Origin of the sequence: Micromonospora sp. NBRC 107095 (assembly GCF_030269705.1) — a bacterium.
In the GTDB taxonomy this organism is placed as follows: domain Bacteria; phylum Actinomycetota; class Actinomycetes; order Mycobacteriales; family Micromonosporaceae; genus Micromonospora; species Micromonospora parva.
This window is the reverse complement of record NZ_BSTU01000002.1, coordinates 455,814-473,403: the sequence shown is the minus strand read 5'-3', so window position 1 is coordinate 473,403 and position 17,590 is coordinate 455,814. Positions and strand designations below refer to the sequence as shown.

The following is a 17,590-nucleotide window of genomic DNA, read 5'->3' as shown; positions in this document are numbered from 1 at the left end:
AACGGTCTGACCCCGGGTCGGGCTCGCCACATCCGGTGAGCCCGACCCGGGGCCGTTCCGCGAGTGGGTGTTACAACGCTTCACTCGCACGTTGTCACCACCGTGTCGGCCGTCCGACGCGCCCCCTGTCTGGAGGACCACCCCATGGGCCGTTATCTGTTGAGACGGCTGCTCCAACTCGTGCCGGTCTTCATCGGTACGACGTTCCTGATCTACTGGCTCGTCTGGGCCGTCCCCGGTGATCCGTTCGCCGGGAAGTGCGGTGAGCGTCGCTGCCCGGACCAGTACATCGCCTTCATGACCGAGAAGTACCACCTCGACCAGAACGTCTTCGTGCAGTACGGCAGCTACATGAAGAACCTGCTCCAGGGCGACTTCGGTCAGACCTTCTCGCAGCGCGAGATCAGCGACATCATCATGACCTCGTACCCGAACACGCTGAAGTTGGCGCTCGTGGCGCTCGCCATCGAGGCGATCATCGGCCTCGGCGCCGGTGTGCTGAGCGGCCTGCGGCGTAACGGCTTCCTGGACAACCTGGTCCTGGTCTCCACCCTCTTCCTGATCGCGCTGCCGGTCTTCGTGGTCGGCTTTGTGCTGCAGTGGCTGCTGGGCGTGCAGTGGGGCATCATCAAGCCGACCGTCTCCTCGGAGATGCGGTGGTCCGAGCTGATCGTGCCGGGCTTCGTGCTCGGTAGCGCGTCAGTGGCGTACATCGCCCGGGTGGCACGAACGAGCATCGCGGAGAACCGTCGCGCGGACTACGTGCGTACCGCCATCGCCAAGGGCCTGCCGATGCGCCGGGTGGTGGGTGTGCACCTGCTGCGCAACTCGCTCATCCCAGTGGTGACCCTGCTCGGCACCGACCTCGGTGCCCTGATGGGTGGCGCGATCGTCACCGAGGGAATCTTCGGCATCAACGGAATCGGCCGCCAGGTCTTCCGGGCGATCATCACCAAGGAAAGCGCCACGGTGGTAGGAATCGTGGTCGTCCTGGTGCTGGTCTATCTCGTGATGAACCTGCTGGTTGACCTGCTCTACGCCGCCCTGGACCCGAGGATCCGTTATGAGTGACCCGAGTACCGCATCGATCGTCAGCACCCCTGGCGCACACCCGACCGACTCCGCCGCCCCCGCCACCGCGGGCCAGCCGCAGAGCAACGAGAAGCCGCGCGGCCTGCTCGCCGACGCCTGGCGTGACCTGCGACGCAAGCCGCTGTTCTGGATCTCGGCCACGCTGATCCTGATCTTCCTGCTGATGGCGGCCTTCCCGTCGCTCTTCGCCCCGGGCGACGCGGTCAACGGTTCGTTGTCCCGCAGCCTCGACAAGCCGTCCGCCAATGGCTGGTTCGGCTACGACGTGCAGGGCCGTGACGTCTACGCCCGGGTCATCTACGGCGCACGGGCTTCCGTCGTGGTCGCCGTGCTCTCCGTGCTGGGCACCCTGCTCATCGGCGGAACCATGGGCATCATCTCCGGCTACCGCGGTGGTTGGGTGGACGCGCTGCTCAGCCGGATCGCCGACGTCTTCTTCGGTCTGCCCTTCGTGCTCGGCGCGATCGTCATCCTGACCACGTTCAACGGGTCGGGCTCCGGCAACAGCAAGGCCCAGATCATGGGCCTGGTGATCGCGTCGCTGATCGTGCTGAGCTGGCCGGTCGTGATGCGGCTGATGCGCTCCTCGGTGCTCGCCACCAAGGAGGCCGACTACATCGTGGCGGCCCGCGCACTGGGTGCCGGCACCGGCCGGATCATCCTCAAGCACCTGCTGCCGAACTGCCTGGCCCCGCTGCTGGTCTACGGCACGATCATGGTCGGCTCGTTCATCGGCGCCGAGGCCACGCTGTCGTTCCTGGGCGTCGGTCTGAAGTCGCCGGTGGTGTCCTGGGGCATCATGATCAGTGATGGGCAGCAGTTCGTCCGGGTCGCGCCGGGGCTGGTGTTCTTCCCCGCCGCGTTCCTCGTCACCGCAGTGCTGAGCTTCGTGATGCTCGGTGAGTCGGTCCGCGAGGCCCTCGATCCGAAACTCCGCTAGGGGAGATCCAGTTGTCCGACATTCTCGTGTCCGAGCAGTCAGCGCCGGGATCCGGTGGGTCCGGGCGTCCCTCCGGCCGGCTGCTTGAGGTCGACGACCTGCGGGTGGAGTTCCGTACCCGGGACGGCGTCGCAAAGGTCATCAACGGGGTCACGTACCACGTCGACGCGGGGGAGACCCTCGCCGTGCTCGGCGAGTCCGGCTCCGGTAAGAGCGTCACGGCGCAGACCATCATGGGCATCCTCGACACGCCGCCGGGCTTCGTGACCGGTGGGCAGGTCCGCTTCCACGGCAAGGACATGCTGCGCATGGCCGCCGAGGAGCGCCGTCGCATCCGCGGCGAGGGCATCGCGATGATCTTCCAGGACGCGCTCTCCGCGCTGAACCCCGTCTTCACCGTCGGGTTCCAGATCGCCGAGCAGTTCCGGGTCCGGCGGGGCATGGGCCGCGCGGAGGCCAAGAAGCGCGCGATCGACATGCTCGACCAGGTCAAGATCCCGAACGCCAAGGGTCGGTTCAACAACTACCCGCACCAGTTCTCCGGCGGTATGCGGCAGCGCGCGATGATCGCGATGTCGCTGGCGCTCGACCCGGAGGTGCTGATCGCGGACGAGCCGACCACCGCTCTCGACGTGACGGTGCAGGCCCAGATCATGGACCTGCTGGCCGAGCTTCAGCGCGAGCGGCAGATGGGCATGATCCTGATCACCCACGACCTCGGTGTGGTCGCCGACGTCGCGGACCGGATCGCGGTCATGTACGCGGGCCGGATCGTCGAGGAAGCAGACGTGTACGACCTGTACGCCAAGCCGGCGCACCCGTACACGATGGGCCTGATCGACTCGATCCCGCGGATGGACGAGAAGGGGCAGCAGCTCCGGACGATCAAGGGCCTCCCGCCGAACCTGATGAACATCCCGCCGGGCTGCCCGTTCAACCCGCGCTGCCCCATGGCTCAGCCGGTGTGTCGGGAGAAGCTCCCGCCGCTGCTGCAGGTGGGCAATGCCCGGGCCAGCGCCTGCCACTTCGCCGAGGAGCTGGTGAACCGTGACTGAGAACATCCTCGAGGTCCGTGACCTGGTCAAGCACTACCCCGTGACGCAGGGTGTGGTGTTCAAGAAGACCGTCGGTCAGGTCAAGGCGGTCGACGGGGTCTCCTTCGATCTGCGCGCCGGCGAGACGCTCGGCGTGGTCGGCGAGTCCGGCTGTGGCAAGTCGACGCTCGCCCGGGTGCTGATGAACCTGGAGAAGCCGACCGAAGGCAGCGTCGTCTACAAGGGTCAGGACATCTCCAAGCTGTCCGGTGGTGCGCTGCGGCGCCTGCGCCGGCAGATCCAGCTGGTCATGCAGGACCCGTACACCTCGCTGAACCCGCGGATGACCGTCGGTGACCTGCTCGGTGAGCCGTTCGAGATCCACCCGGAGGTGGCGCCGAAGGGCAGCCGCCGGGCCAAGGTCCGCGAGCTGCTCGACCTGGTCGGGCTCAACCCCGAGCACATCAACCGGTACCCGCACCAGTTCTCCGGCGGTCAGCGTCAGCGCATCGGCATCGCCCGTGCGCTCGCGCTGCGGCCCGAGATCATCGTCTGTGACGAGCCGGTGTCGGCGCTGGACGTCTCCATCCAGGCCCAGGTCATGAACCTGCTGGAGCAGCTGCAGGGCGAGTTCGGGCTGTCGTACGTCTTCATCGCGCACGACCTGTCGGTGGTCCGCCACCTCTCGGACCGGGTCGCGGTGATGTACCTCGGCAAGATCGTGGAGATCGGCACCGAGGACGAGATCTACGAGCGGCCCACCCACCCGTACACCCAGGCTCTGCTCTCCGCGGTGCCGGTGCCGGACCCGACGCAGCGGCACCACAAGACGATCATCCGGCTCACGGGTGACGTGCCGTCGCCGATCAGCCCGCCCTCGGGCTGCCGGTTCCGGACCCGCTGCTGGAAGGCGCAGGACGTCTGTGCCGAGCAGGTCCCGCTGCTGGAGATCCGGGCGGGCTCGGACCACCCGAGCGCCTGCCACTTCGCGGAGAAGCGCGAGATCGTCGCCACCCACGGGGTGTGAGTCACCGAAACCGCCTGCCGTCGTCACCACGACGACGGCAGGCGGTTTCGTCTGTCAATGACCCGTGGACGAGTGCTGCACGCGGCCACGCCGATCAGTGCGTCGGGTGCCCCGATCGCCGGCCGGCGTGGCTCAGAGCGGGCCGCGGCCGGCGCGGAGCAGCAGCAGGGCCAACTGGGTGCCGTCGGCACCGAGCGCGACCCGGAACCGCTCCAGGATCTCCCGTTCCCGGGAGAGCACCAGGCGGGTCCCGCCGGACGCCATCCGGGTCGCCCCGACCTCCTGGGACAACGCGGCGCGCTCCTGCCAGAGCGTGATCAAGGCGTTGTCTATCTCGTCGATCCGTTCCCTGATCTGCACGATCCGCGCGGAGGCGGACGGCTCCTCGGTGCCGGTCTGCTGCTCGGCCGGCTCGGTGTTCCCACCCGTCGGCGGTGCGGTCGCCGCCGACCCAGCGCCCTGCGCTGCGGGCTGCCCCGGTCGGGTCGGGCCGCCGCTCTGCTCCATCACGTCTGTCATCATCGGGTACCTCTCGCAGTGTGGTGCCCGGTGCCCGGAACCTGGGACGGAAAAAGCCCCGGACTCCAGGAGCCCGGGGCTTTAGCAGGTCTGAATCGATCAGGCGCGACCCACGGCAGCCGGACTCCCGGTGCCATAGTAAAAGTAGTAGCGCGCAGCGATCACGCCGTTGAGTATGCCCACGTCGTTGCCCGGTGCGCAAGCAATCCGGGGCGCGAAGGGCAGCTTTCCCGACGGTGGGCACACCCGGTGGTGGTGCCGTCCCCGGACACGGGCCGCTGAGCGCCGAAGGCATAGTGTCCGGCCGGCGGCATAGACTTGTCGGGCGATGCATCCTCTCTTCGACATCCCCGCGTCCCCGCCTGCGCCGGAGTCCGCGCCGGCCCGCCCGCACCGACCCGGGGCGGCCGCCGCGCGTCTCGATCCGCAGCAGTTGCTCGCCGGGCTGAACGGGCCGCAGCGCGACGCCGTCAGCCACGCCGGCTCGCCGCTGTTGATCGTGGCCGGCGCCGGGTCCGGCAAGACCAGGGTGCTCACGCACCGGATCGCCTACCTGCTCGCCGCTCGGGACGTGCACCCCGGTGAGATCATCGCGATCACCTTCACCAACAAGGCCGCCGGCGAGATGAAGGAGCGCGTCGCCGCGCTGGTGGGCCCCCGGGCCCGCCTGATGTGGGTGTCGACGTTCCACTCGGCGTGCGTACGGATCCTGCGCGCCGAGCACGAGCACGCCGGCCTCAAGTCGACGTTCTCGATCTACGACGCGGACGACTCCCGCCGGTTGATGCAGTTGGTGACCCGCGAGCTGGATCTCGACCCGAAGCGCTACCCGGCGCGAGGGCTCGCCGCCCAGGTCTCCAACCTCAAGAACGAGCTGGTCGACCCGGAGCAGTTCGCGGCGCGGGCCACCGGGCCCAACGAGCGGGCGCTGGCCGAGGCGTACACGCTCTACCAGCGCCGGCTGCGTGAGGCGCACGCCCTGGACTTCGACGACCTGATCATGACGACGGTGCACCTGCTCCAGTCGCACCCGCACGTCGCGGAGAGCTACCGGCGGCGGTTCCGGCACGTGCTGGTGGACGAATACCAGGACACCAACCACGCCCAGTACGTCCTGATCAAGGAGCTGGTCTCCGGCACCGACGGGGTGGCGCCCGCCGAGCTGTGCGTGGTCGGCGACGCCGACCAGTCGATCTACGCGTTCCGGGGTGCGACGATCCGCAACATCCTGGAGTTCGAACGGGACTTCACCGACGCCCGGACGATCCTGCTGGAGCAGAACTACCGCTCCACCCAGACCATCCTCAACGCGGCCAACGCGGTGATCGACCGCAACACCTCCCGCAAACCCAAGCGGCTGTGGAGCGAGGCCGGTGCCGGCGAGCAGATCGTCGGCTACGTGGCCGACACCGAGCACGCCGAGGCCGACTGGGTGGCCCGGGAGATCGACCGGCTGGTCGACGCCGACGAGACGCGCCCCGGCGATGTGGCGGTCTTCTACCGCACCAACGCCCAGTCCCGCGTCTTCGAGGAGGTGTTCATCCGCGTCGGCCTGCCCTACAAGGTGGTCGGTGGGGTGCGCTTCTACGAGCGCAAGGAGGTCCGCGACGCCCTGGCGTACCTGCGTTCGGTGGTCAACGACGACGACACGGTGAGCCTGCGGCGGGTGCTCAACACCCCGCGCCGGGGGATCGGCGACCGGGCCGAGGCGTGTGTCGAGGCGCTCTCCAGCCGGGACCGGATCTCCTTCGGGGCGGCGCTGCGCCGGGCCCGGGAGGCACCGGGCATCTCCAGTCGGGCGGCCAACGGCATCGCCGACTTCGTGGCGCTGCTCGACGGCGCCCGTGAGCTGGCCGAGACCGGCACCCCCGAAGAGGTGCTGGAGGCCCTGCTGACCCGATCCGGCTACCTCACCGAGCTGGAGGAGAGCCTGGACCCGCAGGACGCCGGCCGGGTGGACAACCTTCAGGAACTGGTCAGTGTCGCCCGCGAGTACACCGAGCGGATCGAGGCGCTTGGCGAGGAGGGCGAGCGGGCCACACTTGCCGGCTTCCTGGAGCAGGTGGCGCTGGTCGCCGACGCCGACCAGATTCCCTCTGACGACCCCGACCACCAGGGTGTGGTCACCCTCATGACGTTGCACACCGCAAAGGGCCTGGAGTTCCCGGTGGTCTTCCTGACCGGGTTGGAGGACGGCGTCTTCCCGCACCTGCGCTCGCTCGGCGACACCCGCGAGTTGGAGGAGGAGCGCCGGCTGGCGTACGTCGGCATCACCCGCGCCCGCCAGCGGCTCTACCTCTCCCGGGCGGTGACCCGTTCGGCCTGGGGGCAGCCGTCCTACAACCCGCCGTCGCGCTTCCTGGAGGAGCTGCCGACCGAGTTGGTGCACTGGGAGCGCACCGAGGGGTCGTACACCTCGTGGGCCGGCGGGGGTGGCGGCGTCGGCGGTCGGGCGGACCGCGCGCCCGGCGGCCGTGGCACCTTCACCGGTGGCACGCCGAAGGCGGCGCAGCTGGCCCAACGGCTCGGCGTGGACGCCAGCCGGCTGACCACGGCAAGCGAGCTGCCGCAGGGGCCGAAGGTGTCCGCGGGCGACCGGGTCAACCACCAGCGGTACGGGCTGGGTCGGGTGCTCGCCGTCGAGGGCCACGGCCCGGGCGCCCGCGCGCAGATCGACTTCGGCGATCAGACCATGTGGTTGGTGCTCCGGCACGCTCCGGTCGACAAGCTCTGACCGAGCGGGCCGGACCAAGGAAAGAGTGACCTCACGTACCGCTGAGGCCACTCTTTCCTGTCGTTACGCGCAGGGACGCGTTAGCAGCCCAGGTCGACGCCACGGGCCCGCATGAACGGGGCCGGGTCGATCTGGTTCCACATGCCCTGGTGCACCTCGAAGTGCAGGTGCGGGCCGGTGGCATCGCCGGTGGCGCCCTCGTAGCCGATGACCTGGCCGGCTTTGACCGCCTGCCCGACCGTGACCGCGATGCGGCTCTGGTGGGCGTAGTGGGTCAGGTAGCCGTTGCCGTGGTCGACGAAGACGGAATTGCCGTACCCGTCGGAGGCGTCGCCGGCCTGGGTCACGGTGCCCGCGGCGGCGGCCCGGATCGGCGTACCGGAGGGCAGCGCCAGGTCGATACCGGCGTGCAGGGTGCCCCAGCGCTGTCCGTAGCAGGAGGTGACGGCTGCGCCCGGCATCGGGTCGACCCAGGCGGGCGCGGGCTTGGTGGACTTCTTAGGCTTCGGCTTGGCCTTCGCGACGGCCGCCTTGGTGGGGGTCGGGCTGGCGCTGACCGCGGACGGGCTCGGCGTCGGGCTGATCGAGGGGGTGGCCGGCGCGCTCGACTCGCGTACCGAGCGGTCGGCCCGGCTCGCGGCCTCGGCCCGGGACTGGGTGTCGAGGGAGACGGCGGCGGGTGCCGGGTGGTCGGTGCCGCTGGTGGCGACGGCGACCCCACCGAGGCCGAGGGCCACCAGGGCGGCGGCCCCGAGCACGATGAGGCGGTTCCGTCGGCCGGTGCGCCGCGGCTGCGCGGTCCGGCTGGTGTCGGGGGTGTTCTCGTTCTGCACGGGGCTGTCTTCCTGCACGGCGGACCTTCACAGTCGAGGGGCACTGACCTCGAAATACTGGTGTCGGGCCGAGGCGCGGCAGGCGCGGGGACCGAACGGCCGGACCGTCAACGGACGGTCGGCTGCCCCGATATGGCCCGATCTGGTGCACTACTTCCGGAAAAGTGATCATGTTTGCCCGTGTCGCCGGTCACAATCGCCGCTGTGACCCGGGATACATCAGCCAGGGTCGCCGCACGAAAAACCGCCCGGATCGACAGATCCGGGCGGTCAACGGTCGTGACGAAGCGTCAGGAGGCGGCTACCTCGCTGTAAATTGCCTCAACTTGCAGCTTGATGTCCACTCCGCGCTCCTGGAGGAACGGCACCGGGTCCTTCGGCTGCCCCTTGACATGGATCTCCAGGTGCAGGTGGGTGCCGTACGCGTGGCCGGTCTGACCCACCAGGCCGAGCTGGTCGCCCGCCTTCACCTGCTGGCCTTCCTTCACGCTCACTGCGGAGGAGTGGCCGTAGATGGCCTCGCTGCCGTCGGCGTGCTGGACGATCACCGCGTTGCCGTACCCACCGAACCAGCCGGCCTTGGTGACCAGCCCGTCGTGGATCGCCACATAGGGGGTGCCCTCGGCGGCGACCAGGTCGACGCCGGTGTGCAGCTTGCCCCAGCGCATCCCGTACGGGGAGTTGAAGTCGTAGCCCTGCAGCGGCAGCAGCCAGACCTCGGGCTCGGCGCTGTCCTCCCTGCGGCTGTCCCGGGAGGCGCGGTCGGCGTTCTCCGACCGGGCGGCGGCGTCCTGGCTGGTGATCGACGCCTGCTTGAGCTCGTCGAGGACCGACGGGCTGACGTCCTTCGCGTCCGGCAGGGCGCTCGCGCCGAGGGCCACGATGCCGGCACCGACGAACGCGGTGGTCACGACAGCGGCGTAACGGCTGCGGGGTGGGGTGGGTACGCGGCGGCGACCGCGATATCGATCGGGCTCAGACGACAGGCGCTGGCGCACGCACACCCTCCGTTGTCGGGGTTCCGAAGCGGCCGGTGGGCGTCCTCTGAAGTTCCAGTGAACGTCCGCTGACCGCGTCGTCACCCGTCCATGGACCTGATGACAACCGTGGACACGTTAGCCATTCGCCAGGCGAGTCACAAGCTAGAGCGAGAAATTGGCGTGTCGATCTGTCCGTTTGCGTCCATGATTGTCATGCATCGCGACGCCGAACGGTGCCCCCGTCGCTGCCCGTTCGTCGCCGAGCGTGACCGTTCCGGCGGACTCGTCCGGCTTGACTCCGCACCCCGCCGGGATGGTGTCGCCGGCACTGTCGAGGAGGTGGCGGGAGGGTTCGCGGCCGGACCACCCCGGGTTGTCGGGCGGCTGCGCCGGGTAACGGCCGGTGACGGAGCCCGGATTTCCCGGGCCGGGCCGGCCGGGTTACCGTTCGTTAAGGTGAAGGCGGTCAAGCCGGTGAAAGGTGTGCGCTGATGAGCTCTCGTATCCGGGTCGTCGTCGCGAAGCCTGGCCTGGACGGCCACGACCGAGGCGCGAAGGTCGTCGCGCGTGCCCTGCGGGACGCCGGGATGGAGGTCGTCTACACCGGCCTGCACCAGACCCCCGAGCAGATCGTGGAGACCGCCATCCAGGAGGACGCCGACGCGGTCGGCCTGTCCGTGCTCTCCGGCGCGCACATGACGCTCTTCCGGCGGGTGCTGGAACTGCTCGCTGAGCGGGACGCCCGCGACATCGTCGTGTTCGGCGGCGGCATCATTCCGAACGGCGACATTCCCGAGTTGGAGAAGCTGGGCGTGGCGAAGATCTTCACGCCGGGCGCCACCACTCAGGCGATTGTCGACTGGGTCCGGCAGAACGTGGCCCAGCCGGTCTCCTGAGAAACACGCCGGTCCGCCGCGGCGACCGGATCCGGGCACGGGGGAGGGGCCGGACGCACCCCTCACACGTCCGGCCCCTCTATGCACGATGCCCCGCCGCCACCCCTCGACCGACAGGGCATCGGCCGTCTCCCGTCATTGCGCTGTTCAGCGCTCCGACATCTGACTCAACGACGCCCCCACCGCAGGGTTACGCAAGCCGGACAACATCGCTCGGACGGTGGATGTCACCCGGTGGATGACCGGAAACGGGCCACACCTGATGTCCGGTTGTGCATTACCGCACACCGTGCACCCGCTCGGTTGCCGGCGGTGCCGACCTCGCTAGGCTGCGGCCAATGGCCTGTTTCAACTGATGACAGGCGTCAAACTGTTTTCTGAACGCTGGTGGCGGCGCGACGGCGCGCCGCGGAGACGGGACGGGACGCGCAATCGTGGACCTGTACGAGTACCAGGGGCGGGACCTGTTCGAGCGGCACGGCTTGCCCGTGCTGGCCGGCGGCGTCGCCACTACCCCGGAAGAGGCCCGCGCGATCGCCGAACGCCTCGGCGGCCGTGTGGTCGTCAAGGCGCAGGTAAAGGTCGGCGGCCGAGGTAAGGCCGGCGGCGTCAAGTTGGCCGAGGGCCCGGATGAGGCGGTGGCTCGGGCCACGGACATCCTCGGCATGGACATCAAGGGTCACACCGTCCACAAGGTCATGATCACCGTGACCGCGGACGTGGCCGAGGAGTACTACTTCTCGTACCTGCTCGACCGGGCGAACCGCACCTTCCTCTGCATCGCCAGCGTCGCCGGCGGCATGGACATCGAGCAGGTCGCCGCCGACACCCCCGACAAGGTCGTGAAGGCCCCGATCGACGCCGTGAAGGGCGTGGACGAGGCCAAGGCCCGCGAGATCGTGACCGCTGCCGGCTTCCCGACCGAGGTCGCCGACCAGGTGGTCGAGATTGCCGTCGGCCTGTGGCAGGCGTTCGTCGCCGAGGACGCCACCCTGGTCGAGGTCAACCCGCTCGCCAAGAACGGCGACGGCCGGATGCTGCTGCTCGACGCCAAGATCAGCCTGGACGAGAACGCGGCGTTCCGGCACCCGGACCACGAGGCCCTGGTCGACCAGGCCGCGGTGGACCCGCTGGAGCAGGCCGCCAAGGCCAAGGACCTCAACTACGTCAAGCTCGACGGCGAGGTCGGCATCATCGGCAACGGTGCGGGTCTGGTCATGTCGACCCTCGACGTGGTCGCGTACGCCGGTGAGCGGCACGGCAACGTCAAGCCGGCCAACTTCCTCGACATCGGCGGCGGCGCGAGCGCCGCGGTGATGGCGAACGGGCTGGAGATCGTGCTCTCCGACCCGGCCGTGAAGAGCGTCTTCGTCAACGTCTTCGGCGGCATCACCGCCTGCGACGAGGTCGCTAACGGCATCATCCAGGCGCTGGCCCTGCTGGAGCAGCGCGGCGAGCGGGTCACCAAGCCGCTCGTCGTCCGGCTCGACGGCAACAACGCCGAGGCTGGCCGGGCGATCCTGGACAGCGCGAACAACCCGCTCGTACAGCGGGTGGACACCATGGACGGTGCGGCCGAGCGGGCCGCCGAGCTGGCAGCTGCGGGGGTCTGATCATGGCTATCTGGCTGACCAAGGACTCGAAGGTCATCGTCCAGGGGATGACCGGGTCCGAGGGTTCCAAGCACACCCGGCGGATGCTGGCCGCCGGCACCAATGTGGTGGGCGGCGTCAACCCGCGCAAGGCGGGCCAGACTGTCGACTTCGACGGCACCGAGCTGCCGGTCTTCGCGTCCGTGGCGGACGCGATGGCCGAGACCGGGGCCGACGTCACCGTCATCTTCGTGCCGCCGCAGTTCACCAAGGCCGCCGTGGTCGAGGCGATCGACGCCGCGATCCCGCTGGCAGTGGTGATCACCGAGGGCGTCCCGGTGCACGACACCGCGTCGTTCTGGGCGTACAACGTGGCGCAGGGCGAGCGGACCCGGATCATCGGGCCGAACTGCCCGGGCATCGCCTCGCCGGCCGCGTCCAACGCCGGCATCATCCCGGCCGACATCACCGGTTCCGGCCGGATCGGTCTGGTCAGCAAGAGCGGCACGCTGACCTACCAGATGATGTACGAGCTGCGCGACATCGGCTTCTCCACCTGCGTCGGCATCGGCGGTGACCCGATCATCGGGACCACCCACATCGACGCCCTCGCGGCGTTCGAGGCCGACCCGGAGACCGACGCCATCGTCATGATCGGTGAGATCGGTGGCGACGCCGAGGAGCGGGCCGCCGAGTTCATCAAGGCCAACGTCACCAAGCCGGTGGTCGGCTACATCGCCGGCTTCACCGCGCCTCCCGGCAAGACCATGGGTCACGCCGGAGCGATCATCTCCGGCTCGGCCGGCACCGCCGAGGCGAAGCAGGCGGCGCTGGAGGCGGTCGGCGTCAAGGTCGGCAAGACGCCGACCGAGACGGCGAAGCTGATGCGGGAGATCATGTCCGGCAGCTGAGCCGGTCCGGCAACACGAAGGGGGTCGACCGGTCACGGTCGACCCCCTTCGGCGTACCTGTGCTCGCCGCCGGTCAGTCGTTGTTCCAGAACGGGTAGTTGCCGGTTGCCCGCAGGATCGCGCCGCCGATGATGTTGATCACGCCGAACGCGATGGCGAGGTAACCGAGCAACGGCGACTGCCCGTACCGCCGGGCGTCGCGGATGGACAGGTAGCCGAAGATGATGCCGAGGATGCCGCAGCAGATCAGCCCCAGCACGATGCCCAGCACGCCCCAGAGGGTGGTCCGGTCGCGTCCCCGCGCCGGTGGTGGCGGGGGAGGCGGGTATGGCGTCGTCACAACTTCCTCCGAGCGGTCATGGGCGCCGTACCGGCCCGGACGACGGCCGGCGGACCCGTCCCGGGTGGCGGCGGCTCGCGCCCCCTCTGGGCCGAGGCTAGACCGGCCCGGGTGGGCAGGACGCCGGTTCGGTGAACTCGCGGTCCTCAGGAGGGGTTAACGGACTGCCACCGCCCGCGCGACGTGCCAGAGTAGAGCTGATGTCCCCCGTCACCCCTGACCGTCCCAGCCGTCCCGGCGGTGTGAGCGCCGACGACCGGCCGGTCGACCGTGCCGCGTCGGCCCGGCGGGTGCCCGCGCCCCGCGCGGGTGGGTCGCCGCGCGGGCGTGCGCCGTTGCCCGTTGCCGCCGGGGTGGCCGCCTGTTGGGCCGCGCTCACCTCCTACCTCCCGGTCGCCATCGTGCTCGGCCTGGTGCAGCTCGGCACGGACTCCACCACGCTGACCGGCACCCTGCGCACCGCGCTGGCCGGCTGGCTGCTCGGGCACGGCGTGCCCCTGCGCACCGAGTCCGGCCCGCTGGGGCTCGCCCCGCTCGCGCTGACAGTGCTCGCGCTCTGGCGCCTGACCCGGGCCGGCGTGCACGTCAGTCGGGCGATCGGCGCTCGCGACACCCGCTCGCCGCGTAGGGCACTGCTCGCCGCGGCTGCGGTCGGCATCGGATACGCGCTGCTCGGCGCGCTCGCGGCGGTGCTGGTCGGCACCGGCGGGCCGGAGGTGTCGCTGATCCGGGCGGGCGCCACGTTCGCGGTGGTCGGCACACTCGCTGCGCTGGTCGGCGCTGTCCGGATCACCGCCGTGACCCGGCTGCTCGTCGCATGGCTGCCCGGCCCGGTGCGCGACGGTGTGCGCACCGGTCTGGTGGCCGGGCTGCTGCTGCTCGGCGCGGGCGCTGGCGCGGCCGGCCTGGCGGTGGCCACCGGCGGCGGCGACGCGGCCGACATGATCGGGGCGTACCGGACCGGGGTCGCCGGGCAGGCCGGCATCACACTGGTCAGCGTCGCCTACGCGCCCAACGCGGCGGTCTGGTCGACCAGTTACCTGCTCGGGCCGGGCTTCGCGGTCGGGACCGACACCGCGGTGCGCACCAGCGAGGTGTCGGTCGGCGCGCTGCCGGCCGTGCCGCTGCTCGCTGGCCTGCCGCGGGGCCCGGTGGACGGCTTCGGCGCGCTGCTGCTCGCGGTGCCGGTGCTGGCCGGGATGGTCGCCGGCTGGTTGCTCGCCCGTCGGGTGGCTCGACTCGCCGGGCCTGAGCGGGCCGCCCCACGCTGGGCCCAGTTGCTGGCGCCGGCGGCGTTGGCCGGGCCGGTGGCCGGGGTGGTGCTCGGTGCGGCCGCCGCGGTCTCCGGTGGACCGCTCGGCGCCGGTCGGCTGTCCCAGGTCGGGCCGGTGGGTTGGCAGGTCGGGGCGGTGGCGGCCGGTGTCATCACGGCCGGCGCGCTCCTCGGCGCCGCCGCCACCCGCGTGCTGACCCGCCGGCCGGCACAGTAGACGAGCGCGGGGCGCCCCGGGCGAACCCGGAACGCCCCGTCGAATCCGAGCCCGTCAGGGCTGGGTGGGCAGGTTGACCTGCGCCACGACGCTCAGGATGAGCAGCAGGATGCCCAGCCCGACGCCGACCGCGCCGCAGATCAGACCGGCCTTGGCCTGGCCGGCGTTGTTGGCCTGGCCCTGCGCCACCTTCTGCTTGGCGAGATAACCGGTCACGATGCCCGCGATGCCGACCGGGATGCCCAGGTACAGGCAGCAGACCAGCGGGATCGATGCGATACCGAGGATCATCGACACCAGGCCGAGGGTGTTGTTCTGCCCCTGCGCCTGCGGGTACCCGGCGTTCGGGTACGTCGGGGCGCCGTACGGGGGCTGCTGCTGGGCGTACGGGTCCTGGTACGGCGGCTGCTGACCGTACGGCTGCCCTGAGGTGGGCTGCTGACCGTACGGTGCCTGCGGTGCGGCGTACGGGTCCTGGTTGGGCTGCTGGCCGTACGGCTGGCCGGAGGTGGGCTGCTGGCCGTACGGGGCGGCCGGCGGCTGGGGAGCGGTCGGGTCCTGGTTGGGCTGCTGGCCGTACGGGTCCTGACCGGGGTTACCGGGCTGCATTCGAGAAGCTCCTTGAACTGGGTTCCGTCAGTTGGTGCTCTTTGTTTCCATCCATGATCGCGGTCAGTCCTCCCAATGCCCAGTAATGCGGCGGGAGGACATCTTTCCCAAAGCACGTGAACAGCTCTTGTCGGCCGCCTCGTCGTGCCGGATCAGGGGCGGTGTGTGGGCCGGTGCGGCGTTCAGCCCGAGCGAGCGGCAGCGTACCGGGTCGAGGCACGTGGCCGCTGGTGATGACGGCGCGCCGCCCAGCCGATGGGCGTCCCTGACCTGCCGATAGGGTGACCCGGTGACCGAGCCCGCGTCTGTCGCCCGCATCGTCGTCCTCATCTCCGGCTCCGGGAGCAACCTTCAGTCGCTGCTGGATGCCGCCGCCGACCCCGCGTACGGCGCGCAGGTCGTCGCGGTCGGCGCGGACCGCGACGGCATCGCGGGCCTGGACCGGGCCGAGGCGGCGGGGGTGCCGACGTTCGTGGAGCGGGTCCGCGACCACGACACCCGGGAGGCCTGGGACCGCGCGCTCACCGCGCACGTCGCGAAGCACCAACCCGACCTGGTCATCTCGGCCGGTTTCCTGAAGTTGGTCGGTCCGCACTTTCTCGCCGCCTTCGGCGACCGCTACCTGAACACCCACAACACGCTGCTGCCGGCGTTTCCCGGCATCCACGGCCCGCGTGACGCCCTCGCCTACGGCGTGAAGCTCACCGGGGCCACCCTCTTCTTCGTCGACGCCGGCATGGACACCGGGCCGATCGTCGCGCAGGTCGCGGTGCCGGTGCTGGACGACGACGACGTGGACACGCTCACCGAGCGCATCAAGGAAGCCGAGCGGCGCCAGCTCGTCGAGCAGGTCGGTCGCCTGGTCCGCGAAGGCTGGACCATCACCGGAAGGAAGGTCACGGTTCCGTGAGTCCCACTCAGGACGGGCGCCGCCCGATCAGGCGAGCGCTGGTCAGCGTCTACGACAAGACCGGGCTGGTCGAGCTGGCTCAGGCCCTGCACGCGGCCGGCGTGGAGATCGTCTCGACCGGCAGTACGGCGGGCACCATCGCCGCCGCCGGGGTGCCGGTGACGCCGGTGGAGACGGTGACCGGGTTTCCCGAGGTGCTCGACGGCCGGGTGAAGACCCTGCACCCGAAGGTGCACGCGGGTCTCCTCGCGGACCTGCGCAAGGACACCCACGTCACGCAGCTCGACGAGTTGGGCGTGGCGGCGTTCGACCTGCTGGTCTCCAATCTCTACCCGTTCCAGGCGACAGTCGCCTCCGGCGCCGGCGTCGAGGAGTGCGTGGAACAGATCGACATCGGTGGCCCCGCCATGGTGCGGGCCGCCGCCAAGAACCACGCCTCGGTCGCCGTGCTCACCGACCCGGCCGGTTACCCGGCGCTGATCGGGGCGCTCGCCGAGGGTGGCTTCACGCTGGCCCAGCGTCGTGCGCTGGCGGCGCGGGCGTTCGCCGACATCGCCGAGTACGACGTGGCTGTCGCCGAGTGGTGCGCCCGTGAGCTGGCGCCGGCCGACGACTCCTGGCCGACGTTCACCGGTTCGGCGCTGCGTAAGTCGGCGGTGCTGCGCTACGGGGAGAACCCGCACCAGCCGGCCGCGCTCTACGTCGACCCGGACGCCCCGGCGGGGCTGGCCCAGGCGGAGCAGCTGCACGGCAAGGAGATGTCGTACAACAACTACGTCGACGCCGACGCCGCCTGGCGGGCCGCGAACGACTTCGCCGACCAGCCGGCGGTGGCGATCATCAAGCACGCCAACCCGTGCGGCATCGCCATCGGCGCAGACGTCGCCGAGGCGCACCGCCGGGCGCACGCCTGCGACCCGGTGTCGGCGTTCGGTGGCGTCATCGCTGTCAACCGGCCGGTCTCGGTCGAGCTGGCCCGGCAGGTCGCCGAGATCTTCACCGAGGTGGTGGTCGCCCCCGGTTTCGACGAGGGCGCGGTCGAGGTGCTGCAGGGCAAGAAGAACATCCGGCTGCTGCGGGCGCCGGCCTGGACGCCGGCCCGGGTGGAGGTGCGGCAGGTGACCGGTGGCGTGCTGGCCCAGGTCGCCGACCGGGTGGACGCCCCCGGTGACGACCCGGCCAACTGGCGGTTGGTGACCGGTGAGGCCGCCGACGAGGAGTTGCTGCGGGACCTCACGTTCGCCTGGCGGGCGGTTCGCGCGGTGAAGAGCAACGCGATCCTGCTCGCCAAGGACGGTGCCACCGTCGGGGTCGGCATGGGTCAGGTCAACCGGGTCGACTCGGCGCAGCTGGCGGTCACCCGTGCCGGTGCCGATCGGGCCCGCGGCTCGGTCGCCGCCTCGGACGCGTTCTTCCCGTTCGCCGACGGGCCGCAGATCCTGATCGACGCCGGCGTCCGCGCCATCGTGCAGCCGGGTGGCTCGATCCGCGACGAAGAGGTCATCGAGGCGGCCAAGAAGGCCAACGTAACGATGTACCTGACGGGAACCCGCCACTTCTTCCACTAACCCCCCGGCCCCCGCGCCCCCGAAACCTGGTCGATCATGAAGTTGTTGCCCTGCACGTCGGCGTGTCAGGGCAACAACTTCATGATCAACGGCTCTGGTCCGCTCGGGTCGGGCG

16 protein-coding genes are annotated in these 17,590 nt (G+C 70.4%); 11 read left to right on the top strand and 5 right to left on the bottom strand.

The features are described 5' to 3' along the window. Positions 1 to 144 precede the first annotated feature (144 nt). The 4 genes from QSK15_RS14510 to QSK15_RS14495 are packed head-to-tail and all read left to right on the top strand — an operon-like array spanning position 145 to position 4,093. The gene (locus QSK15_RS14510; RefSeq protein WP_030337841.1) at positions 145 to 1,071 is read left to right on the top strand and encodes an ABC transporter permease; all 927 of its coding nucleotides are present in this window, start codon (positions 145 to 147) and stop codon (positions 1,069 to 1,071) included. Further along, positions 1,064 to 2,032: an ABC transporter permease gene (locus QSK15_RS14505; protein WP_285794720.1), complete on the top strand. Its 969-nt coding sequence runs from the start codon at positions 1,064 to 1,066 to the stop codon at positions 2,030 to 2,032. The genes QSK15_RS14510 and QSK15_RS14505 overlap by 8 nt, the downstream gene beginning before the upstream one ends. 26 nt (positions 2,033 to 2,058) lie before the next feature. Further along, positions 2,059 to 3,087, top strand: a complete 1,029-nt coding sequence (locus QSK15_RS14500) for an ABC transporter ATP-binding protein (protein WP_285795126.1) — start codon at positions 2,059 to 2,061, stop codon at positions 3,085 to 3,087. Next, positions 3,080 to 4,093, top strand: coding sequence for an ABC transporter ATP-binding protein (locus QSK15_RS14495; protein WP_285794719.1), 1,014 nt, complete (start codon positions 3,080 to 3,082; stop codon positions 4,091 to 4,093). The genes QSK15_RS14500 and QSK15_RS14495 overlap by 8 nt, the downstream gene beginning before the upstream one ends. Before the next feature lie 132 nt (positions 4,094 to 4,225). On the opposite strand, the gene QSK15_RS14490 is transcribed toward QSK15_RS14495, so the two are convergent. Further along, on the bottom strand, positions 4,226 to 4,615 hold the full coding sequence (locus tag QSK15_RS14490; protein WP_285794718.1) for a chorismate mutase: 390 nt from the start codon (positions 4,613 to 4,615) through the stop codon (positions 4,226 to 4,228). 325 nt (positions 4,616 to 4,940) lie between these two features. Here QSK15_RS14490 and pcrA point away from each other — a divergent pair, with 325 nt between their 5' ends. Beyond that, complete coding sequence (gene pcrA, locus QSK15_RS14485) at positions 4,941 to 7,346, top strand: DNA helicase PcrA (RefSeq protein WP_285794717.1); 2,406 nt, start codon at positions 4,941 to 4,943, stop codon at positions 7,344 to 7,346. Positions 7,347 to 7,426: 80 nt separating this feature from the next. Here the strand turns inward: pcrA and QSK15_RS14480 are convergent, their stop codons facing one another. Together QSK15_RS14480 and QSK15_RS14475 are read right to left on the bottom strand one after the other, a co-directional pair. Then, a complete protein-coding gene (locus tag QSK15_RS14480; RefSeq protein ID WP_285794716.1) occupies positions 7,427 to 8,197 on the bottom strand; it encodes a M23 family metallopeptidase in 771 nt (256 codons plus the stop codon). Between the two features lie 272 nt (positions 8,198 to 8,469). Next, positions 8,470 to 9,177 (bottom strand): M23 family metallopeptidase, encoded by a 708-nt coding sequence (locus tag QSK15_RS14475; protein WP_285794715.1) that lies wholly within the window; start codon positions 9,175 to 9,177, stop codon positions 8,470 to 8,472. Positions 9,178 to 9,650: 473 nt separating this feature from the next. On the opposite strand from QSK15_RS14475, the gene icmB reads away from it, so the two are divergent. From icmB to sucD, 3 genes are all read left to right on the top strand, one after another. Next, positions 9,651 to 10,055, top strand: coding sequence for a coenzyme B12-dependent isobutyryl CoA mutase small subunit (gene icmB / locus QSK15_RS14470; RefSeq protein ID WP_030337833.1), 405 nt, complete (start codon positions 9,651 to 9,653; stop codon positions 10,053 to 10,055). Positions 10,056 to 10,489: 434 nt separating this feature from the next. After that, positions 10,490 to 11,668: an ADP-forming succinate--CoA ligase subunit beta gene (gene sucC / locus QSK15_RS14465; RefSeq protein ID WP_285794714.1), complete on the top strand. Its 1,179-nt coding sequence runs from the start codon at positions 10,490 to 10,492 to the stop codon at positions 11,666 to 11,668. A gap of 2 nt (positions 11,669 to 11,670) precedes the next feature. Next, on the top strand, positions 11,671 to 12,558 hold the full coding sequence (gene sucD, locus QSK15_RS14460) for a succinate--CoA ligase subunit alpha (protein ID WP_285794713.1): 888 nt from the start codon (positions 11,671 to 11,673) through the stop codon (positions 12,556 to 12,558). 73 nt (positions 12,559 to 12,631) lie between these two features. On the opposite strand, the gene QSK15_RS14455 is transcribed toward sucD, so the two are convergent. After that, positions 12,632 to 12,898, bottom strand: coding sequence for a DUF4190 domain-containing protein (locus QSK15_RS14455; protein WP_285794712.1), 267 nt, complete (start codon positions 12,896 to 12,898; stop codon positions 12,632 to 12,634). A 200-nt stretch (positions 12,899 to 13,098) separates the two neighbouring features. Here QSK15_RS14455 and QSK15_RS14450 point away from each other — a divergent pair, with 200 nt between their 5' ends. After that, a complete protein-coding gene (locus tag QSK15_RS14450; RefSeq protein WP_285794711.1) occupies positions 13,099 to 14,388 on the top strand; it encodes a cell division protein PerM in 1,290 nt (429 codons plus the stop codon). Between the two features lie 54 nt (positions 14,389 to 14,442). On the opposite strand, the gene QSK15_RS14445 is transcribed toward QSK15_RS14450, so the two are convergent. Then, the gene (locus QSK15_RS14445; RefSeq protein WP_030337828.1) at positions 14,443 to 14,997 is read right to left on the bottom strand and encodes a DUF4190 domain-containing protein; all 555 of its coding nucleotides are present in this window, start codon (positions 14,995 to 14,997) and stop codon (positions 14,443 to 14,445) included. Between the two features lie 289 nt (positions 14,998 to 15,286). Here QSK15_RS14445 and purN point away from each other — a divergent pair, with 289 nt between their 5' ends. Together purN and purH are read left to right on the top strand one after the other, a co-directional pair. Then, positions 15,287 to 15,907, top strand: a complete 621-nt coding sequence (purN, locus tag QSK15_RS14440) for a phosphoribosylglycinamide formyltransferase (RefSeq protein WP_030337827.1) — start codon at positions 15,287 to 15,289, stop codon at positions 15,905 to 15,907. Beyond that, a complete protein-coding gene (purH, locus tag QSK15_RS14435) occupies positions 15,904 to 17,475 on the top strand; it encodes a bifunctional phosphoribosylaminoimidazolecarboxamide formyltransferase/IMP cyclohydrolase (protein ID WP_285794710.1) in 1,572 nt (523 codons plus the stop codon). Before purN ends, purH begins: the two co-directional genes overlap by 4 nt. The last annotated feature ends 115 nt before the right edge of the window (positions 17,476 to 17,590 follow it).

What these genes read in the sequence shown, in the direction of transcription:
- QSK15_RS14510 (WP_030337841.1), top strand. Translation starts at nt 145, where the DNA reads ATGGGCCGTTATCTGTTGAGACGGCTGCTCCAACTCGTGCCGGTCTTC.
- QSK15_RS14505 (WP_285794720.1), top strand. Translation starts at nt 1,064, where the DNA reads ATGAGTGACCCGAGTACCGCATCGATCGTCAGCACCCCTGGCGCACAC.
- QSK15_RS14490 (WP_285794718.1), bottom strand. Translation starts at nt 4,615, where the DNA reads ATGATGACAGACGTGATGGAGCAGAGCGGCGGCCCGACCCGACCGGGG.
- pcrA (WP_285794717.1), top strand. Translation starts at nt 4,941, where the DNA reads ATGCATCCTCTCTTCGACATCCCCGCGTCCCCGCCTGCGCCGGAGTCC.
- icmB (WP_030337833.1), top strand. Translation starts at nt 9,651, where the DNA reads ATGAGCTCTCGTATCCGGGTCGTCGTCGCGAAGCCTGGCCTGGACGGC.
- sucD (WP_285794713.1), top strand. Translation starts at nt 11,671, where the DNA reads ATGGCTATCTGGCTGACCAAGGACTCGAAGGTCATCGTCCAGGGGATG.
- QSK15_RS14450 (WP_285794711.1), top strand. Translation starts at nt 13,099, where the DNA reads ATGTCCCCCGTCACCCCTGACCGTCCCAGCCGTCCCGGCGGTGTGAGC.
- QSK15_RS14445 (WP_030337828.1), bottom strand. Translation starts at nt 14,997, where the DNA reads ATGCAGCCCGGTAACCCCGGTCAGGACCCGTACGGCCAGCAGCCCAAC.